Origin of the sequence: Dysgonomonas sp. UBA7710, from assembly GCF_002482385.1 — a bacterium.
GTDB lineage: Bacteria > Bacteroidota > Bacteroidia > Bacteroidales > Dysgonomonadaceae > Dysgonomonas.
In genome coordinates this window covers 1-17,690 of sequence record NZ_DLFW01000008.1, presented here as the reverse complement: position 1 = coordinate 17,690, position 17,690 = coordinate 1, and the positions used below count along the sequence as shown (strand labels likewise).

The window sequence follows — 17,690 nt, the reverse complement described above, 5'->3', positions numbered from 1 at the left end:
ATTCTCAATTATTTGAACAATCTAATATTCCGGAATATCCTGTTCTTTTTATCAAAAATACATATTTCCAGTAGAAGCAGTGCCAACATAACCCAAGCGAAAATCTGATATTTTTCATCATATTCGGAATATGCTATTCCATCTATTTCTTTTTTCTGTAATTTTTCCAACTCCGCTTGCAGGCTTTTCAGTGCACTATTCGAATTATCGGCATGCGCATAAAGCCCTTTTCCGGCTTTTGCTATCAGGCGGCACATCTCTTCATTCAGCTTTGTCACGACCGGCTGCCCCTGAGTATCACGTTTCATATTGTTTGAACCCGGCGATACAGGAATCATTGCACCTTCGGTAGTACCTATGCCCACAACATTGACATGTACACCCTTCTCAGCTGCCCGCGCTGCGGCTCCTTCCGCGTCGCCTTCATGTCCTTCACCATCGGTAATTAAGACAATAGCCTTGTCTATATCCGTATCATTAGAAAAACAACTCATGCTGATATCTATTGCACTACCGATTGCTGTACCCTGAACAGGCACAAGACTGGGATCAATAGTTTCCAGGAATAATTTAGCTGACTGATTATCAGGTGTAAGAGGTAGCTGGATAAAAGCCTCTCCGGCAAATACAACTATAGCCACCTTATCGTCCCTGCGTTCATCGATAATACGGGTCAGCATTTGCTTTGCTTTAGCTAACCTACTTGGTTTTATATCTTCAGCCATCATCGAATTAGATACGTCTATGGCAATAACCAGTTCTATCCCTTTTTTATCCACTTTTTCTACTTTAGTCCCAAACTGCGGACGTGCAAGAACAACTATGCCAAAACCGATGGCTACAAGTATAACCCAGAATTTCAGATATGAACGTTTCAATGAAAGTTCAGGCATCATTCTTTTTACCAATGCAAGTGTTCCCAGTTTTTCCACACTTTTCCTTTTCCTTATATTCAGGAAAATAAAGCCTATCACAAAAACAGGTATGGCAAAAAACAGGTACAAATATTCAGGATTTCCAAATTTAAACATACTATTTCGTAGTTACGAGTTACAGGTTACGAGTTACAAGCTTTAATACGTTATAAACAAACCCTTAGCCCATCATCATTCTTAATTCTTAATTCCTAATTTCTAATTATTTTAAGGTATATTCCTCAACCATGTACGGCGAAGAACCAATTCCAGTCCCACCAAAGCTAAAGCAAAGATGGCAAATGGCAAGTAAAGTTCTTTACGCTTGGTTACAGTATTTACACTTATATGGGTTTTTTCCATTTGATCTATCTCATCGTAAATCGCACTCAGGCTGGTATTATCCGTCGCACGGAAGTATTGCCCTTTGGTAATGGCTGCTATCTCCGTCAATGTACGCTCGTCAAAGTCGCCTGATACCTGCATAGTCTGCAAGCCGTAAGGTGTCATTATCCTTGCTGTAGATGTCCCTCTGGAACCGATTCCTATGGTATAAACACGTATATCATAAGACGCTGCCAGTTCCGCGGCTGTTAAAGGTGCAATTTGTCCGGCATTATTGGAACCGTCAGTTAAAAGTATTACAACCCGCGATTTGGATTTACTGTCTTTCAACCGGTTTACAGAGTTAGCCAAGCCTAGCCCGATGGCAGTACCATCCTCTATCATGCCGAATTTAACCTCTGTAAGTAAGTTCAACAATACCTTGTGATCCGTTGTCAGCGGGCATTGGGTAAAGCTTTCCCCACCGAATATGACCAGACCAATCCTGTCGTTAGGCCTGTCGTTTATAAATTCGGCGGCCACTTTCTTTGCTGCTTCGAGACGTGTAGGCGAGAAATCCTGCGCCATCATCGTACCCGAAATATCGAGAGCCATTACAATATCAATCCCTTCAGAGTTCGATATATCCGAAGAATTGACGCTCTGCGGACGGGCCAGCACAATTATAACTAACGCGATTGCAACCACCCGTAGCAAAAACGGAAAGTGCCGCAGATAAACTCTTATTGTAGAAGGTGCTTTCTCAAAAGCAAAGCCTGAAGACATCTTAAATGCAGCCTGCATCTTCCTCAACTTAATGATGTACCACGCAATCAGCGGTATCAGCAATAAGAGTAAGTATAAGTATTTCGGATTGGCATATACTATATCCATCATATATCTTTAGCTTTGTTTTTTATCTTCTTTATTTTCTTTTTCTTTCGGTGTCTGACTCTCTGCCAGATTATCTTTTTGCTCTTCCAGTGTCTGTCTATCTTCTATTTTTGTTTGATTGACAAACAGGTAAGCGTTTACCAGACTTAAATCATTCTCATCGGCAAACGGAGTGTATTTGGCAAACTTAACCAAGTCGGCCAATTTCAGTATCTGAGATAAGCCATCTGTTGCCGATTTTGTATCAGTAGCCAAATGTACGGAAGCAATAATATCCTCTGATATCATTTCCGGAGCATCTATATTGAATCGCCTGTCAATGTATTCGCGAAGAATATCTGTAAGTTCGGTATAATACTCTTTCTCCTGTCCTTTCTGCCATAGTTTAGAAGTTTTCAGCTTATCCAATCCCTGTAATGCGACCACATGAGGAGGCAAAATTACTTTCGGGGTAAAGAAATAACCTTTATTTCTCTTCCGTATATAGAAGTAGAAGGCAAGCCCGATAAGAGCAAGGATCAATAGTATAATCAGAGGAATAAACAAATATTCAAGATAGTCCTGCCATACAAACGGCGGGTCTTGCACTGTTTTTATATCCGATATCTGGAGCTTTTCAAAGTCTATGGAATCAGTCTGGTGATTCTTCAATTGCTCCAGGTATGCTAAAGATTGCTCCGATAATTGCGGCGCGGAAACTTTCAGCCCAAAATCGTTTGTACGAAGTGTATCGACACCATCCAGCACTTGCATATAAGGCACATGGTAGAGTGTGGAATCGAACGAAGTCACGACATATTTCTGACTGATAGTCATTACCTCTGTCATTACCGTATCCGGCTTCAGCATTTTCAGCACCTCGATACCTGTTATCAGCGTATCCGGATAGACAGGGAAGATAATGTCCCGTCCTTTGGGGGCAATGACCTCTACATTAATGATTGCCTGTTCACCGATCAGGATATCCGATGGCTGTATTGTTGCCCTTACCGTCGACTTCTGCGCCGATAGCGAAAAACCCAGGCAGTAAAGCAAGCCAAGCAATAGTATATTTTTTAGTTTCAACATATATTTAATGTGCCAATTTGTTAATGTGCCGATATGCCAATCTTGTTTATCAATATTTATATTCATTGGCACATTGGCATATTTTCACATTAGTAAATTATTTAGCTTCTCTTCTTAAACAAGGCCATCAATGCCTTTACATAATCTTCATCGGTACGGACAGAAACATTATCGACCTTACTCCGGTTGAATGATGTCTGCATATTCTCCTGCTGTTTTTTCCACCAGTCCTGATATACCTGACGTACCCTTTTGGACGAAGTATCTACCCAACGTTCCACTCCGGTCTCCGCATCCATAACCTTCATAAGTCCTACATTTGGAAGCTGGGTTTCGAGATTATCATAAACCTGCAAAGCAACGATGTCGTGTTTACGATTGGCGATTGTCAGAGCATTATTATAATCCTGAACATCTACAAAGTCGGATATCATAAATGTCGTACAACGCTTCTTGATAACATTCGTCAGATATTTCAAAGCCATTCCCACATCGGTTTTGGCACTGTCTGCCTGAAAGTTTATGAGTTCCCGGATAATATACAGTATATGCTTCTTACCTTTCTTGGGAGGTATGAATTTTTCTATCTTGTCGGAAAAGAAGATCACCCCGATTTTGTCATTGTTCTGTATGGCTGAGAATGCGAGGGTTGCCGCAATTTCCGTAACCATATCGCGTTTGAGAGAGTTCCTTGTTCCGAAGTCCTGACTGGCAGACACATCCACCAAAAGCATAACTGTCAGTTCACGCTCTTCTTCAAATACCTTAATAAAGGGTTTGTTGTAGCGGGCTGTCACATTCCAGTCTATGTCGCGGATATCGTCTCCATACTGGTATTCACGTACCTCCGAAAAAGCCATCCCCCTGCCCTTAAATGCTGAATGGTATTGCCCTGCAAATATATTGCGCGACAAGCCACGGGTCTTTATTTCAATCTGACGTACTTTTTTTAGTAATTCGCTTGTTTCCATAAATTCAGTAAACAGTAAACAGTAAACAGTAAACAGTAAACAGTATCGTACACTATTTTCCGTCACTTTATTCTGGTTGTTTTTAGTATCGAAAATAATATCCTTGCGATTTCATCCACATTCTTATATATCTCTGTAAAAGTATCAATTTCCAGGTAATTAGTATCCTTAAGTAAGGATAACCAGTATTTAGTTTCCAGCACTTCTTTGTATGCAATACTCATTTTTGCCGAAAAATCAGCATGCGATATTGCACCATTAGCTTCAGCAATATTTGCACCGATAGATGTTCCACATCTAAGTATTTGTTTCGACAAGATATATTCATTCTTTCCGTTTAAGGATTTATGCAATCCTACAACTTTTATTGCAAGTGAATAAGCCTTCTCATAAACTATACTATCTTTTTGAATCATTTCAGTACTGTTTACTGTTTACTGTCAACTGTTTACTGATCAAGGTACTTCAATCTTATTCAAGATTTCGCTGATGATCTCATCGGAATTCGTATTATTGGCTTCCGCTTCATATGTCAGTCCGATACGGTGGCGCAATACATCGTGACATACTGCACGGATATCTTCAGGGATAACGTAGCCTCTACGTTTGATAAACGCGTATGCACGTGATGCCAAAGCCAGACTGATAGATGCACGCGGAGAGGCTCCGAAACCGATCATTCCTTTCAGCGATGTCAAGCCGTTTTCTTCTGGGAAACGTGTTGCAAATACAATATCGACAATATATTTCTCGATTTTTTCGTCCAGATAAACATCTTTCACCACTTCACGGGCGCCAATGATTTCATCCGCTTTCATTACCGGAGCTAATTTTCCATAATCTCCGGTCAGGTTGTTTCTCAGGATTAATTTTTCCTCTTCTTTCTTCGGATAATTTATCACTACTTTCAGCATGAAACGGTCTACCTGCGCTTCCGGAAGCGGATAAGTACCTTCCTGCTCAATAGGGTTCTGAGTAGCCATCACCAGAAATGGGGACGGTAATTTATATGTCTTTTCCCCGATCGTCACCTGGCGTTCCTGCATGGCTTCGAGTAATGCACTCTGTACTTTGGCAGGAGCACGGTTTATTTCATCTGCTAATACAAAATTTGAAAATACAGGTCCGTGTTTTACGAAGAACTCTTCGTTTTTCTGGCTGTAAATCATTGTACCGATAACATCGGCAGGCAGTAGGTCCGGAGTAAACTGTATACGGCTATATTTAGCATCAATCAACGATGCCAATGATTTTATAGCCAGTGTTTTTGCCAATCCCGGCACTCCTTCAAGAAGGATATGTCCATCGGCTAAGAGACCGATCAGGAGTGATTCCACAAGATGCTTCTGTCCTACAATCACCTTGTCCATACCCATTGTGAGAGACTCTACAAATGAACTTTTACTTTGTATCCTTTCGGTAAGTTCTCGAATATCAACTTGCGCCATACTTTTATTCTATTTTGCGTTTATATTTATGTTTGATTTTTCTCAAATATAATTAGTAAACTCAGATTAACCCAAGATATTTTACGGGTATATCACTCCTATTTTACTAAGCACGACAAAAATAGAAATGTTAAATCTGAAAACCGATAATTCGGAGTTAAAAAAAATTAAGCGGAACGAAGTATTTAAACCGATAAATTAAATAGTGTATAACACATACATCATATTATTAATTTAAGAGTTTTGATACCCCCTTCGGTTCCGAAATTCTCAATTAAAAAGACTCTCTAAAAACGGCCTTATCCCTGCCAGGAAAAACTCAACCGCTATTACCATCACTATAAGTCCCATCAGACGCATCATTACATTGATACCGGTTTCGCCAAACCGTTTTATCAGTTTCGATGAACTGATAAGAATGAGATAAGTAACCAGTAACATAAGGCATAACGCCACCACAAATACAACTTTCAGCAATATACTGTCGGCATCTTCCATCAAAACAATAGCATTCGTTATCGCTCCGGGCCCGCACAGCATAGGTATGGCAAGCGGCGTGATAGCAATATCTTTGATTGTCTGTTTTATTTCCGACCCTTTAGCCTTAATCGGAGACAGTCGGGCATTAAGCATATCGAAACCGACAACGAAGAAAATCGCGCCTCCTACTATCCGGAAACTGTTGACTGATATACCAAATACCCTGAACAGAAACTGCCCGGAGAAAGCAAAGACCAATACAATAATGAGCGAAACCAATACAGCCCGCTTTGCCACGGCAACCCTGTCTTTCGATTCCATATCGGAAGTAAGTCCCAGGAAAACAGGCATTGCGCTAATAGGATTTATAAGGGTAAAAAAAGATGTAAAGACCAATAGTCCGTAGGCTAACAATTCATTCATATTCTTATTTTTCAACAAAGATATATCAAGCCTTAACATATCCGATACATTTACCGGATTTTGTATAAAAATTGCACATCCGTTCTTTCTGTCGACACTCTAATGATAAATCTCTTCCGCATTTATACTGTTTTGTACCGATTAATTTCAGAAACACATTGCTTTTGTAAAGTCTGACTAACAAATAACAGAGTAATGTATACTAATAAGTCAAAATTCACTATAATTTCATTTTGAAGCAAAAAATCTTCCATAGAATTTAGTATATTTGTACCGCTTTTAAGGATAGGAAATCCAAGCAAACAACATATTGATAATCAATTATATTAATTATATTTAATTACAGACAATCATGATTACAATTGACAAATTCAATTTTTCAGGAAAGAAAGCGTTCGTCAGAGTTGACTTCAATGTACCTCTGGATGCAGATTTCAACATCACAGACGACACCCGTATCCGTGCAGCTATGCCGACTCTAAAAAAAATCATAGCCGACGGTGGTAGCCCGATCATCGCATCTCACCTTGGACGCCCTAAAGGTGTAGAAGAAAAATATTCGCTGAAACATATTCTAGCCCATGTATCCAAACTTCTTGGAGTCGATGTACAATTCGCTAACGACTGTGTAGGCGAAGAAGCTGGTGTAAAAGCGGCTGCTCTTCAACCGGGCGAAGCTCTTTTGCTTGAAAATCTTCGTTTTTATGCCGAAGAAGAAGGTAAGCCACGCGGTTTGGCTGATGATGCAAGCGATGAAGTTAAGGCTGCTGCAAAGAAAGCAATCAAAGAAAGCCAGAAAGAATTTACAAAGACACTTGCTTCTTATGCGGATGTTTACGTAAATGACGCTTTCGGAACTGCTCACCGTGCACATGCTTCTACTGCACTTATTGCTGATTATTTCGATGCAGAACATAAAATGTTCGGCTATCTGATGCAGAAAGAAATAGACGCTGTAGAAAAAGTAATGAAAGATACCGCACGTCCGTTCACAGCAATTATCGGAGGATCTAAAGTATCTTCGAAAATAGATATCATCGAAAACCTGCTTGACAAAGTGAATAACCTTATCATCGGCGGTGGTATGGCTTTCACATTCGAAAAAGCGAATGGTGGCAAGATTGGTAATTCTCTTTGCGAAGATGACAAACTGGAACTTGCCAAAGACATTATGGCGAAAGCTAAAGCCAACGGTGTAAATCTTGTTATAGCAAGTGATGCCAAGCTTGGTGACAAATTTGCTAACGATGCCAATACACAGTTTGCTGATGCCGGCAATATCCCTGACGGATGGTCTGGTTTCGACATAGGGCCTAAAGGTGAAAAAGAATTCACAGATGTTATCATGGCTTCCAAAACGATCCTTTGGAATGGTCCTGTGGGTGTATTCGAATTCGACAATTTCGCTCATGGTACCGAAACTGTTGCCAAAGCGATTGCTACTGCAACCAAAGCCGGAGCTTTCTCTCTTGTAGGTGGCGGAGACTCTGTTGCTGCTGTTAACAAGTTCAACCTTGCCGATCAGGTATCTTATGTATCTACTGGCGGTGGTGCATTGCTTGAGTTCATCGAAGGAAAAGTTCTTCCGGGAATTAAAGCTATCAGAGGATATTAATATCCAACGCTTATATATGAAGGTCCGTACATTCCTGTACGGACTTTTTTATTTCATTTTCAATTTATTTTTTTTAACTTTGGAACAACCTAAACGACAAAAACATGAAGAAAAAAATTAATGCCCTGCTTCTATGTTGCCTATTCTTATTCTTCACAGGATGTTCCAGTGACGATGATCTTACAGTAGATGAACCTGAAGAAAAACAGGAAGAAGTCAACCCGATGGACGCATTTACCCCCCTTAAATCAAAATCAGCTACAAATAAAAAAGATTTGTTAGGAAAGGGTTATGATTATACAGGCTCATATGCAAGCGATCTATCAGTAAAAGAGTCCATCATCGACATGGAGAAATACCTGGCTGAGGAGTCGCGCCGTTACTATAAAATGGGATACTTTGAAAGTTCTAACTTTACGGTTTCCGGTTCCACTGCATGGCGTTATACGAAACATCTTACAAATATATCCAATGACAGCTATTGGAATCTGATACCCGATAATATTGCCGCTTTCTCGGGTGTAATCCTTGATAATGAAATGCTGTATAACAAAAAGGATGAAAATAAAGAGGATTACTCATTTGCAAGCATCCACTATTATTACTATTGGTACAGGCACTCGCTAAACACCGGGCCTGAATATCTATATGATTATCTGACAACGGATTTCACGAATGACCTCACTTCTTTGCCTTCAAACAAAATCATTGAAAAATACGGTACTCATATTATTATTGAGTATGTTACAGGGATGCGTCTGGATTTAATATATAGGTCTAAGGTAGATAAATCGGGTTATGTGAGCCCAGAGTATGATGGTACATACTACACAGAACAGTATGTCGAAGATGGAATAAGGCACACTGTCAGGAGTATTGGCTATTGGCCTAATGGGCCGGGTAATCCGCCAGATGAAAACAATGTAAAACTAAATGGTATTCCTATCCTCTATATTGAAAACCATGGAGGTGACAATAGCCTGATACCATCCGGAGTCTACAATCTACAGAAACAATATCCACAATTAAACATCAATAAATGGTTTCAATCTTTAACCGAAGATAATACTGCCCTTGTAGACTTGAATTTAGACAAACTTATTCCTATATATGAGCTTGTAACAGATGAACTGAAGAAAACAGAATTACAAAATGCAATAGAAAAATATATCAAAGACCGACAGATTGTTTTCGAGTAAACAAAATAATAATTCTTATGAAAGCCTGCATAATTAATTATCAGGCTTTTCTTTTATCTCTTAAAAACTTAAACATTGCCCGTTCCCCTCCCGGATAAGTTTGACGATTAATAATTTAATCCGCTTTTTATTTTATCAACTGTATATTGTTAAAAAGTAACAAAGGTAACAGAAATCAATGTACCGATTAATCAATTTGCCGATGTGCCAATGTTTTTAACGAAAAATGAAGAACGAAAAATATTCTTAAACGAAAAGCGAAGAATGAAAAGTGAAGAATGGATAACAAAAAATACTTTTAAACGAAGAATGTTTTTCACTTATCACTTTTAATTTTTCACTTACCACTTTTAGTTTAAAACATTTGCTAATATGCTAATTTTAACTACACTTCGTTCCGTTGAACGATGTTTCAAATTTGCTAATTAATTCTTTCAAAGAACTATCAACTATCAGCTGGCAGCCAAAAGTTATATATAGATAAACTTTTTGTACTTTTGTTTAAATATAATAAACTTACAAATGATAATATTCAATACGACTTTTCATGTAGAAGACGATGCTTGCAGTGATTACATTAGCTACATGAAAGAAACATATATCCCGAAAGCTGCTACCAGCGGATTCCTGCATGAACCGCGATTCGCCCGTATCCATGCACAACATGAGGAAAGCGGCAGCAGTTATTCCCTGCAATTCAAAGTGAAAAATGTAGACACACTCAACCACTGGTTCGAGACAGAAGGTCTGGATTTACAAAAAGAAATTACGGTACGCTTCGGGAATAAAGCTCTGGGATTTGTTACATTACTGGAAGAAATCGAATTATAATGATAGAAAAGGAACGGATTATTCTGGGTATCGACCCGGGAACCCAGGTAATGGGGTATGGCGTTCTCCGGGTGGTGAATAACAAACCTGAGATGCTGGCTATGGGTATACTCCAGTTAAGTAAGTATGATGACCATTATCTCAAACTTCGCCGTATTTTTGAGCGGATAATCGGCCTGATTGACGAATTTTTACCTGATGAACTGGCCATTGAGGCTCCCTTTTTTGGAAAGAACGTGCAAAGTATGCTCAAACTCGGTCGCGCTCAGGGTGTGGCTATGGCTGCTGCTTTATCGAGGGATATTCCCATTTTTGAATATGCTCCATTGAAAATAAAGATGTCGATTACCGGAAACGGAAGGGCTGCTAAAGAACAGGTTGCCTATATGTTACAAAACTTTCTGAAAATACCGGATGAAAATATGTTGCCGCAGATGGATGCCACCGACGGATTAGCTGCTGCGGTTTGCCATTTTTTTCAAACAAACAACCCTTCTCAGGAAGTAAAATTTACAAGTTGGAAAGATTACATAAATAAAAATCCGGGAAAAGTAAAAAAATAGATAACTCATATGATATACGAAGATCTGAAAACAATAGAATACGGCAGAGCGTGGGACTATCAGCAGCAGCTATTCGCAGAGGCCTTAGCCTGCAAGGATAAAGGGATCAGGCCCGAAAATCATCTGCTCTTCTGCGAACATCCCCATACTATCACAATCGGCAAACATGGCAAACAAGAGAATTTACTCTTTCAGGAAACTTATCTGAAAGAAAAAGGTGTGTCACTTTTCCAAATAGACAGGGGAGGTGATATTACTTACCATGGCCCTGGACAACTTGTTGGTTATCCGATATTTGATCTGGAATTTTATAGTATAGGCTTACGTCAATACATCTTTAACGTAGAGGAAATTATTATCCGGCTTCTTCGAACTTATGATATCCGGTCGGAACGCCTCGATGGTGCGGCAGGCGTATGGCTCGATACAACCACACCTTCAAAAACGCGGAAGATCGCCGCCATCGGAGTACGTAGCAGCCGCTTTGTAACTATGCATGGATTTGCACTGAATGTAAATACCGATTTATCTTTTTTTTCGCTTATTAATCCTTGTGGCTTTATTGACAAAGGAGTAACTTCAATGGAGAAAGAGTTGGGCTATAAAGTAGATATGGAGGAAGTAAAAGAAAAAGCCAAAAATTTATTTGAAGCAATCTTCATCGAAAAGGTTGTTTAATAACTTGTTTAACGAATTTTAGTTTCCTGATTCCAAACTTAACCGCTGCTTAATCGTTTCGTAATCGCCTTCTCATACTTTTGACGAAACAAAAATGTAAAGAGATGGATATAAAACGATTGGGGGCTATCGACATTGGCTCCAACTCAGTACGTCTGCTGATTACGGATGTACTCGACTATCATGGCAAAGCAATCTTCAAAAAAGATTCCCTGATACGCATACCTCTAAAGTTAGGAGAAGACACCTTTTCTACCGGATTGATCAGTGAACAGAAAAAAGAAAAACTCGCTATACTGATGCAGGCTTTCTATGGCCTGATTCGGGTAAATGATGTGGAAAAATGGCGTATCTGTGCTACATCAGCCATCAGGGAAGCAACAAACGCTAATGAAGTGCTCGATTATGTATATGCCAAATCGGGTATAGAAATAGAGATAGTAGACAGTAAAGAAGAAGCGCGTTTTATACTGACAAACAGTATAGACGAACTTCTGGAAGAAAATCGGGCCTATATATACACTGATGTAGGTGGCGGAAGCACCGAAATGGTTATATTCCATCAGAATAAAGAGATTGCCACGGAGGGATTCAGATTGGGAACCTTACGGAATTTATCTCAGGAAGAGGAAAGAGCCGAATGGGAAAGAATGAAAGACTGGCTGGCCGAATATTGCAAAGATTTTGTAAAAGTATCCCTGATAGGCTCCGGAGGCAATATAAATAAACTGGACTCACTGCTTCGCCGCTGTGGACGCATAAGGCGGGAAGAACTCGTTAGTTTTTCGTGTAAACTGAGAAAGATGAGTTACGAGGAACGTCTTCTCAAATATAACATAAACCTGAACCGGGCAGATGTTCTCCTTCCGGCCATTGATATATATCTGCGTATAATGAAACTGGCACGGGCTTTGGTTATAGAAACACCTATAATCGGTGTAGCCGACGGTATAATCAAAGATTTATACCTGAAAAACTATATGCCCGTATCAACACCTGATATTAAAGAATCTTCTCAGCCTCAGTCAAGAGGAAAACAGCCCGCTTAACTGTTTATTCATGAGACCTTAACAGTGCTGTCATAATATATTTATTCTTTTGTTAACGATAAAAAAAGAATAGATATGAATCAAAAAAAACATCACAAGACCATCGTTTTATCGGACATACATTTAGGTTCGAAATGGTCGAAAGCCAAAGAAGCTACAAAGTATTTGAAAGAAAATACATGTGACACGCTCATCCTATGCGGTGACATCATTGACGGGTGGCAACTCATGCGCGGAAAAAAAGCAAAATGGAAAAAACGCCACAGCAACTTTATAAAGCTCTTGCTGGATATCCAACACGATACGAAAATCATCTACCTGAGAGGGAATCATGATGACTTTCTTGATCGTATCCTGCCTCTCCAGTTCCAGAATATAAAGATTGTAAAGGATTACATACATACGAGCAACGGCAAGCGTTTCTATGTGATACACGGCGACGTATTCGATATGGTTACCAGCCGTTACAGCTGGCTGTCGAAAATCGGCGATATAGGTTATACCCTCCTGATGTGGGTAAATAAATATTACAACAACAGGCGTTTGAAGAAAGGCTTGCCGTATTATTCACTTTCGCGTGAGGTAAAGAAAAGGGTGAAAGCATCCGTTTCCTACATTAGTGACTACGAGAAGCATATTGTGGAAATAGCTCGGAAGAAAAAGTGCGATGGTGTTATCTGCGGGCACATTCACCACCCTGAAAAGGCTTATTATGATGAAATATTGTATCTCAATTCGGGTGACTGGGTAGAATCCTTATCCGCATTGACTGAGGACTATGACGGAAACTGGGAAGTAGTCATGTACGCTCAGGAAGAAAAGGTGACGGAAGTTGTAAAAGAGGATAAAATCCCTGAAAAAGTAAAATTAGCCATATGAGATACCTATTCATCGTTCAGGGAGACGGTCGCGGACATATGACACAAGCCATAGCCCTATCCGAAATACTGCGCCGCAACGGGCACGAAGTAGTTGAAGTACTGATCGGGAAAAGTAAAGTAAGGGAGATACCGGATTTCTTTTATGAAAAAATAGGAGCGAAAGTCCGGGATTTCGACACACTGTCTTTCAGTTTCAAAAAAGATAAAAAACATATACACCTGCTAAAAACGATATTATATAACATTACACCTAAAAGGCTCAGAAAGTATAAGAAAAGCATAGAAAAAATACACAGGCGTATAAAGAAAAACGAGCCGGATGTCGTAATCAATTTCTATGAAATACTGACTGGTTTTGCCCACTTGCGTTTCAGTATGGATGTTCCCGTTATTAACATAGGACACCAGTACCTTCTCAAACATCCCGGATATACACATGGCAAAGGAGACGGGCAGGGTATGATGTTTCTTCGCCTGCATACTTTATTATGTAGCGTAGGGGCCACCAAGACCCTTGCCCTATCATTTTATCCTTTGAAGGATTATATACCGGAACGTATTGCTGTAGTTCCCCCATTACTAAGGAAAGAAGTATTAGACCTTACACCTACAAAGGGAGACTACATATTGGGTTATATGCTGAACCACGGTTATGAGACAGAAGTAAGAACATGGCATGCAAAGCATCCCGATATTAATCTGCATTTCTTCTGGGATAAAAAAGATGCTGATAAAGAGCAATACATCGATAAAAATTTAACACTTCACACAATTGATGATGAAAAATTCCTTAACTTTATGAGCGGATGCCGGGGATATGTTACCACTGCCGGATTTGAGTCGGTATGTGAAGCCCTTTACCTCGATAAACCTATAATGATGATACCGGCACATATAGAACAAGAAGTAAATGCTGCTGATACCGTATCTTTTGGGGGAGGGGTTATCGGGAACAATTTTAATATAAGTGTGTTATTGAATTATATGGAAACGAAGGAAAATTCGGGCGATTCATTCCGCAAATGGGTGGATTCGGCTGAAAAAACCTTTCTCAGACACCTTACAACACTTGTGTAATGATAAATAACAGAGATTTAAGTTGGCTGGCTTTTAATGAACGTGTATTGCAGGAGGCGCAGGATAAGAGCGTACCTTTGATGCAACGGCTCCGCTTTCTGGGAATATTCTCGAACAACCAGGATGAATTTATCAAGGTCCGGGTAGCCAATATTGTCCGGTTGAGCCAGATAAAGGGGAAAAAAACGCCCCGGTTCTCGGGTGGATACACAGGCAAAGAACTGCTACCCCTTGTAAATGCCGGAGTATATGCGGGACAAAAAAAGTTTGTGCATACCTATACCGAGGTTCTCGACGAAATGGAACAACAGGGAATATATGTTATTAATGAAAAGCAATTGAGCAGAAAACAAAAACAATTCTGCCGCGATTATTTTTCATCTGTTGTCAGTCAGCGACTGGTTCCTCTTATTTTAAAGAAAACAACTCAGATACCATTTTTGCAGGATAACAATATCTATCATGCCGTAAAGATGACCTCAGGTAAGAACTGTAAAAATCCACGGTATGCTATTATTCAGATACCGGTAAGCAGTTCATGTCCCCGGTTCATCGTGTTGCCTTCTGTGAAAGACAGGAATGATATTATTTTTCTTGATGATATTATCCGGCTGTGCCTCGACGAAATATTTTTCATGTTCAATTACAAATATATATCGGCCTATACATTCAAGCTGATGCGTGACGCACAGCTGACTCTGGATGACGATATATCGAAGAGCCTGATAGAAAAGATGGAAGACGGATTACAGAACCGTCTGCACGGACAGCCTGTACGCCTGATTTACGACAAGGAAATGCCGGATGACTTATTAGATATAATCGCCACTAAGTTGAGACTGAAAGGAAATGAAGGACTGGATGCCGGCGGCAGATACCATTTGATGCGTGATCTGATGAAATTTCCGAAAGTCCGTCCCGATCTGGAAAGTAAAAGTCCTGAGTCCTTACAGCATCCTGATATAAAAGCATTTTCGAGTATATTAAAAGTTATAAGCAGAAAAGACATTCTACTTAATTATCCTTATCATACATTCAACCATTTTATCGACTTTCTCCGTGAAGCGGCTATCGACCCCAAAGTGGAAAGCATATATATAACGCTTTACCGTGTGGCAGAACGTTCGAAAGTGATAAATGCGCTGATAAATGCGGCGAAGAACGGAAAGAAAGTCGTCGTTCTGCTCGAACTACTTGCGCGCTTTGATGAAGAGCAGAATGTTGAATATTCCGAATTGCTGCAAAAGGAAGGAATAAAAGTCATACATGGCGCAAATGGATTGAAAGTACATAGCAAACTGGTACTGGTGCAACGTAAAGATAGAGGATATGCCTATATTGGTACTGGTAACTTTAATGAATCGACAGCGCAAATCTATGGTGATTTCGGTCTGTTTACATCCAATTCGCAAATAGTTGCCGATGCTGCGGCTGTTTTTGATTTCTTACTTAATACGCATAAACACTTTTCGTTTAAGCAGCTGATGATTTCCCCGTATTACATGAGGGAGCAATTTGAAACGTTAGTAAAACAGGAAATAAAGAATGCCCAGGGTGGTAAAAAAGCATATATACATGCTAAATTCAACAGTCTTACCGATGAGGATATGATAAGTCTGCTGTATAAAGCCAGTCAGGCCGGAGTGGAAATACGCCTGATAGTAAGAGGAGCCTGCTGCCTGCAGCCTCAGGTAAAAGACCAGAGTGAAAATATCAGGGTTATCAGTATTGTAGATAAATATCTGGAGCATGCGCGGCTTGCTATTTTCCACAATAATGGTGATGAAAATATATATATAATGAGTGCCGACTGGATGACCCGTAATCTTGACCGCCGGGTCGAGGTAGGTACCCCTATACTTGATAAAAAGATAAAAGAAACTTTAAAAGAATTCTTCAGTATACAGTGGTCTGATAACGAAAAAGCACGGGATCTTACCATATTTGGTAGTAACGAATATGTAGAGAAAGGAGATAATCCGCCGTGCCGTTCCCAAATGGCCCTGTACGACTTTTATAAAAACCTCAATAAAGAAACCAGATGAACACCGATATATTTGCCGGCATAGATATAGGCTCTAATGCTATCCGCCTATTGATAAATAATATAGAAACTTCCGGAACAGGTACCGACTTCAAGAAAGTCGCCTTTCTGCGTGTACCCATCCGGCTAGGGGAAGACGTATTCACTAAAAATGAGATAAGCGAAGATAAGAAACAACGTCTGATCGATGCCATGCAAGGCTTTTCCCATATAATGAAAGCCTATGGGGTTACGGATTACAGGGCCTGTGCCACCAGTGCCATGCGTGATGCTAAGAACGGGAAAGATATAACCGGGACCATCCTCGCAAAAAGCGGTATCGATATAGAAATCATTAGTGGACAGGAGGAAGCTGATATAATATATGAAGCCGGAGGCTTGAACAATTTGATGGACAAAAACCGTAGTTATCTGTATGTTGATGTAGGAGGAGGAAGTACCGAGGTCGTAGTATTCGGTAACCAGCAAAAAATCACTTCGAATTCTTTCCAGTTGGGAACTGTACGTATGCTTGTGGATGCTGTAAAAGAAGATGAGGAACAACGCTTCAAATCGTGGTTGAAAGAAATATATAAGAAATACGCACCTCTCAGCATAATTGCTTCCGGAGGAAATATCAACAAGGTGCATAAAATGCTGGGTAAAAGGGAAAAGGAATATCTGACTTATCCCGAGTTAAAGGTATTGTACGATACCTTGAAGGATATGAGTTATGAAGAGAGGATTCAGAATTTTAAATTGAATACATACCGTGCCGATGTCATCATTCCTGCTCTTAAAATATTCCTTATAGTAAGTAAGGCATGTAAAATAGGAGAGATATATGTACCTAAAGTGGGGTTGGTAGATGGTATAATACATCATATCTACGGGGAGAAGCATAAAGCTAAATAGGTAGATTATTAAAGCCAATCAACATTTAGAGTCTAATCTTTTTGAAAAGGTTTATCTATGTAATCAGAGCCGATAGCCTTTAGCTGTTAGTCGATAGCTCTTTGAAATATTGATAGGCCCCCTCAATCCCCCGACCTTAGCTTTGAGGAGAAAATAATTGATAGAAAATAGTGGAAAAAGTGTAACTTTTGTAACTTTTTTGAAATAGTTACGAGTTGGCTGGTACCTTGTTTGTTTCACGCAAAGACGCAAAGGCGCAAAGTTTTTACATCTTACCGGTTGTTGACTGATGACTGTTAACTGATAACTGAAAATACTGTTACCTTTGTTACCTTTT

General features: G+C 39.8%; 18 protein-coding genes. 10 read left to right on the top strand and 8 right to left on the bottom strand.

What is annotated here, in order from left to right; all coding sequences use genetic code 11:
• Positions 1–8 precede the first annotated feature (8 nt).
• The 7 genes from B3317_RS03720 to B3317_RS03690 all read right to left on the bottom strand — a co-directional run bounded on the left by B3317_RS03720 (position 9) and on the right by B3317_RS03690 (position 6,522).
• Positions 9–1,031, bottom strand: coding sequence for a vWA domain-containing protein (locus tag B3317_RS03720; protein ID WP_291108766.1), 1,023 nt, complete (start codon positions 1,029–1,031; stop codon positions 9–11).
• Between the two features lie 111 nt (positions 1,032–1,142).
• Entirely contained in the window at positions 1,143–2,126 is a 984-nt protein-coding gene (locus B3317_RS03715; protein WP_291108830.1) for a vWA domain-containing protein, read from the bottom strand.
• Positions 2,127–2,141: 15 nt separating this feature from the next.
• Positions 2,142–3,200, bottom strand: a complete 1,059-nt coding sequence (locus B3317_RS03710; protein ID WP_291108764.1) for a hypothetical protein — start codon at positions 3,198–3,200, stop codon at positions 2,142–2,144.
• A gap of 101 nt (positions 3,201–3,301) precedes the next feature.
• Positions 3,302–4,171, bottom strand: a complete 870-nt coding sequence (locus B3317_RS03705; RefSeq protein WP_291108763.1) for a DUF58 domain-containing protein — start codon at positions 4,169–4,171, stop codon at positions 3,302–3,304.
• Between the two features lie 62 nt (positions 4,172–4,233).
• Complete coding sequence (locus B3317_RS03700) at positions 4,234–4,587, bottom strand: four helix bundle protein (RefSeq protein WP_291108761.1); 354 nt, start codon at positions 4,585–4,587, stop codon at positions 4,234–4,236.
• Between the two features lie 39 nt (positions 4,588–4,626).
• A complete protein-coding gene (locus tag B3317_RS03695; RefSeq protein WP_291108759.1) occupies positions 4,627–5,619 on the bottom strand; it encodes an AAA family ATPase in 993 nt (330 codons plus the stop codon).
• A 270-nt stretch (positions 5,620–5,889) separates the two neighbouring features.
• Positions 5,890–6,522: a MarC family protein gene (locus B3317_RS03690; RefSeq protein WP_291108757.1), complete on the bottom strand. Its 633-nt coding sequence runs from the start codon at positions 6,520–6,522 to the stop codon at positions 5,890–5,892.
• Positions 6,523–6,874: 352 nt separating this feature from the next.
• Between B3317_RS03690 and B3317_RS03685 the strand changes: the two genes are divergently transcribed.
• The 10 genes from B3317_RS03685 (at position 6,875) to B3317_RS03640 (ending at position 17,353) form a co-directional block, all read left to right on the top strand.
• Positions 6,875–8,137: a phosphoglycerate kinase gene (locus tag B3317_RS03685; protein WP_291108755.1), complete on the top strand. Its 1,263-nt coding sequence runs from the start codon at positions 6,875–6,877 to the stop codon at positions 8,135–8,137.
• Between the two features lie 104 nt (positions 8,138–8,241).
• The gene (locus B3317_RS03680; protein ID WP_291108753.1) at positions 8,242–9,336 is read left to right on the top strand and encodes a hypothetical protein; all 1,095 of its coding nucleotides are present in this window, start codon (positions 8,242–8,244) and stop codon (positions 9,334–9,336) included.
• Between the two features lie 522 nt (positions 9,337–9,858).
• Positions 9,859–10,167, top strand: coding sequence for a DUF4286 family protein (locus B3317_RS03675; protein ID WP_291108751.1), 309 nt, complete (start codon positions 9,859–9,861; stop codon positions 10,165–10,167).
• Positions 10,168–10,169: 2 nt separating this feature from the next.
• Positions 10,170–10,730, top strand: coding sequence for a crossover junction endodeoxyribonuclease RuvC (ruvC, locus tag B3317_RS03670; RefSeq protein ID WP_291108828.1), 561 nt, complete (start codon positions 10,170–10,172; stop codon positions 10,728–10,730).
• A 9-nt stretch (positions 10,731–10,739) separates the two neighbouring features.
• Complete coding sequence (lipB, locus tag B3317_RS03665; protein WP_291108750.1) at positions 10,740–11,408, top strand: lipoyl(octanoyl) transferase LipB; 669 nt, start codon at positions 10,740–10,742, stop codon at positions 11,406–11,408.
• Positions 11,409–11,512: 104 nt separating this feature from the next.
• The gene (locus B3317_RS03660; RefSeq protein ID WP_291108748.1) at positions 11,513–12,457 is read left to right on the top strand and encodes a hypothetical protein; all 945 of its coding nucleotides are present in this window, start codon (positions 11,513–11,515) and stop codon (positions 12,455–12,457) included.
• Between the two features lie 75 nt (positions 12,458–12,532).
• Positions 12,533–13,336: a UDP-2,3-diacylglucosamine diphosphatase gene (locus tag B3317_RS03655; protein ID WP_291108746.1), complete on the top strand. Its 804-nt coding sequence runs from the start codon at positions 12,533–12,535 to the stop codon at positions 13,334–13,336.
• Positions 13,333–14,415 (top strand): glycosyltransferase family protein, encoded by a 1,083-nt coding sequence (locus tag B3317_RS03650; protein WP_291108744.1) that lies wholly within the window; start codon positions 13,333–13,335, stop codon positions 14,413–14,415. Before B3317_RS03655 ends, B3317_RS03650 begins: the two co-directional genes overlap by 4 nt.
• A complete protein-coding gene (gene ppk1 / locus B3317_RS03645) occupies positions 14,415–16,460 on the top strand; it encodes a polyphosphate kinase 1 (RefSeq protein WP_291108742.1) in 2,046 nt (681 codons plus the stop codon). The genes B3317_RS03650 and ppk1 overlap by 1 nt, the downstream gene beginning before the upstream one ends.
• The gene (locus B3317_RS03640) at positions 16,457–17,353 is read left to right on the top strand and encodes a hypothetical protein (protein ID WP_291108740.1); all 897 of its coding nucleotides are present in this window, start codon (positions 16,457–16,459) and stop codon (positions 17,351–17,353) included. The genes ppk1 and B3317_RS03640 overlap by 4 nt, the downstream gene beginning before the upstream one ends.
• A gap of 63 nt (positions 17,354–17,416) precedes the next feature.
• On the opposite strand, the gene B3317_RS03635 is transcribed toward B3317_RS03640, so the two are convergent.
• Positions 17,417–17,690, bottom strand: a 274-nt coding sequence (locus tag B3317_RS03635) for a hypothetical protein (RefSeq protein WP_291108738.1), incomplete at its 5' end; no start/stop codon positions are given.

What these genes read in the sequence shown, in the direction of transcription:
- B3317_RS03720 (WP_291108766.1), bottom strand. Translation starts at nt 1,031, where the DNA reads ATGTTTAAATTTGGAAATCCTGAATATTTGTACCTGTTTTTTGCCATA.
- B3317_RS03710 (WP_291108764.1), bottom strand. Translation starts at nt 3,200, where the DNA reads ATGTTGAAACTAAAAAATATACTATTGCTTGGCTTGCTTTACTGCCTG.
- B3317_RS03705 (WP_291108763.1), bottom strand. Translation starts at nt 4,171, where the DNA reads ATGGAAACAAGCGAATTACTAAAAAAAGTACGTCAGATTGAAATAAAG.
- B3317_RS03700 (WP_291108761.1), bottom strand. Translation starts at nt 4,587, where the DNA reads ATGATTCAAAAAGATAGTATAGTTTATGAGAAGGCTTATTCACTTGCA.
- B3317_RS03695 (WP_291108759.1), bottom strand. Translation starts at nt 5,619, where the DNA reads ATGGCGCAAGTTGATATTCGAGAACTTACCGAAAGGATACAAAGTAAA.
- B3317_RS03690 (WP_291108757.1), bottom strand. Translation starts at nt 6,522, where the DNA reads ATGAATGAATTGTTAGCCTACGGACTATTGGTCTTTACATCTTTTTTT.
- B3317_RS03685 (WP_291108755.1), top strand. Translation starts at nt 6,875, where the DNA reads ATGATTACAATTGACAAATTCAATTTTTCAGGAAAGAAAGCGTTCGTC.
- B3317_RS03680 (WP_291108753.1), top strand. Translation starts at nt 8,242, where the DNA reads ATGAAGAAAAAAATTAATGCCCTGCTTCTATGTTGCCTATTCTTATTC.
- B3317_RS03675 (WP_291108751.1), top strand. Translation starts at nt 9,859, where the DNA reads ATGATAATATTCAATACGACTTTTCATGTAGAAGACGATGCTTGCAGT.
- lipB (WP_291108750.1), top strand. Translation starts at nt 10,740, where the DNA reads ATGATATACGAAGATCTGAAAACAATAGAATACGGCAGAGCGTGGGAC.
- B3317_RS03660 (WP_291108748.1), top strand. Translation starts at nt 11,513, where the DNA reads ATGGATATAAAACGATTGGGGGCTATCGACATTGGCTCCAACTCAGTA.
- B3317_RS03655 (WP_291108746.1), top strand. Translation starts at nt 12,533, where the DNA reads ATGAATCAAAAAAAACATCACAAGACCATCGTTTTATCGGACATACAT.
- B3317_RS03650 (WP_291108744.1), top strand. Translation starts at nt 13,333, where the DNA reads ATGAGATACCTATTCATCGTTCAGGGAGACGGTCGCGGACATATGACA.
- ppk1 (WP_291108742.1), top strand. Translation starts at nt 14,415, where the DNA reads ATGATAAATAACAGAGATTTAAGTTGGCTGGCTTTTAATGAACGTGTA.
- B3317_RS03640 (WP_291108740.1), top strand. Translation starts at nt 16,457, where the DNA reads ATGAACACCGATATATTTGCCGGCATAGATATAGGCTCTAATGCTATC.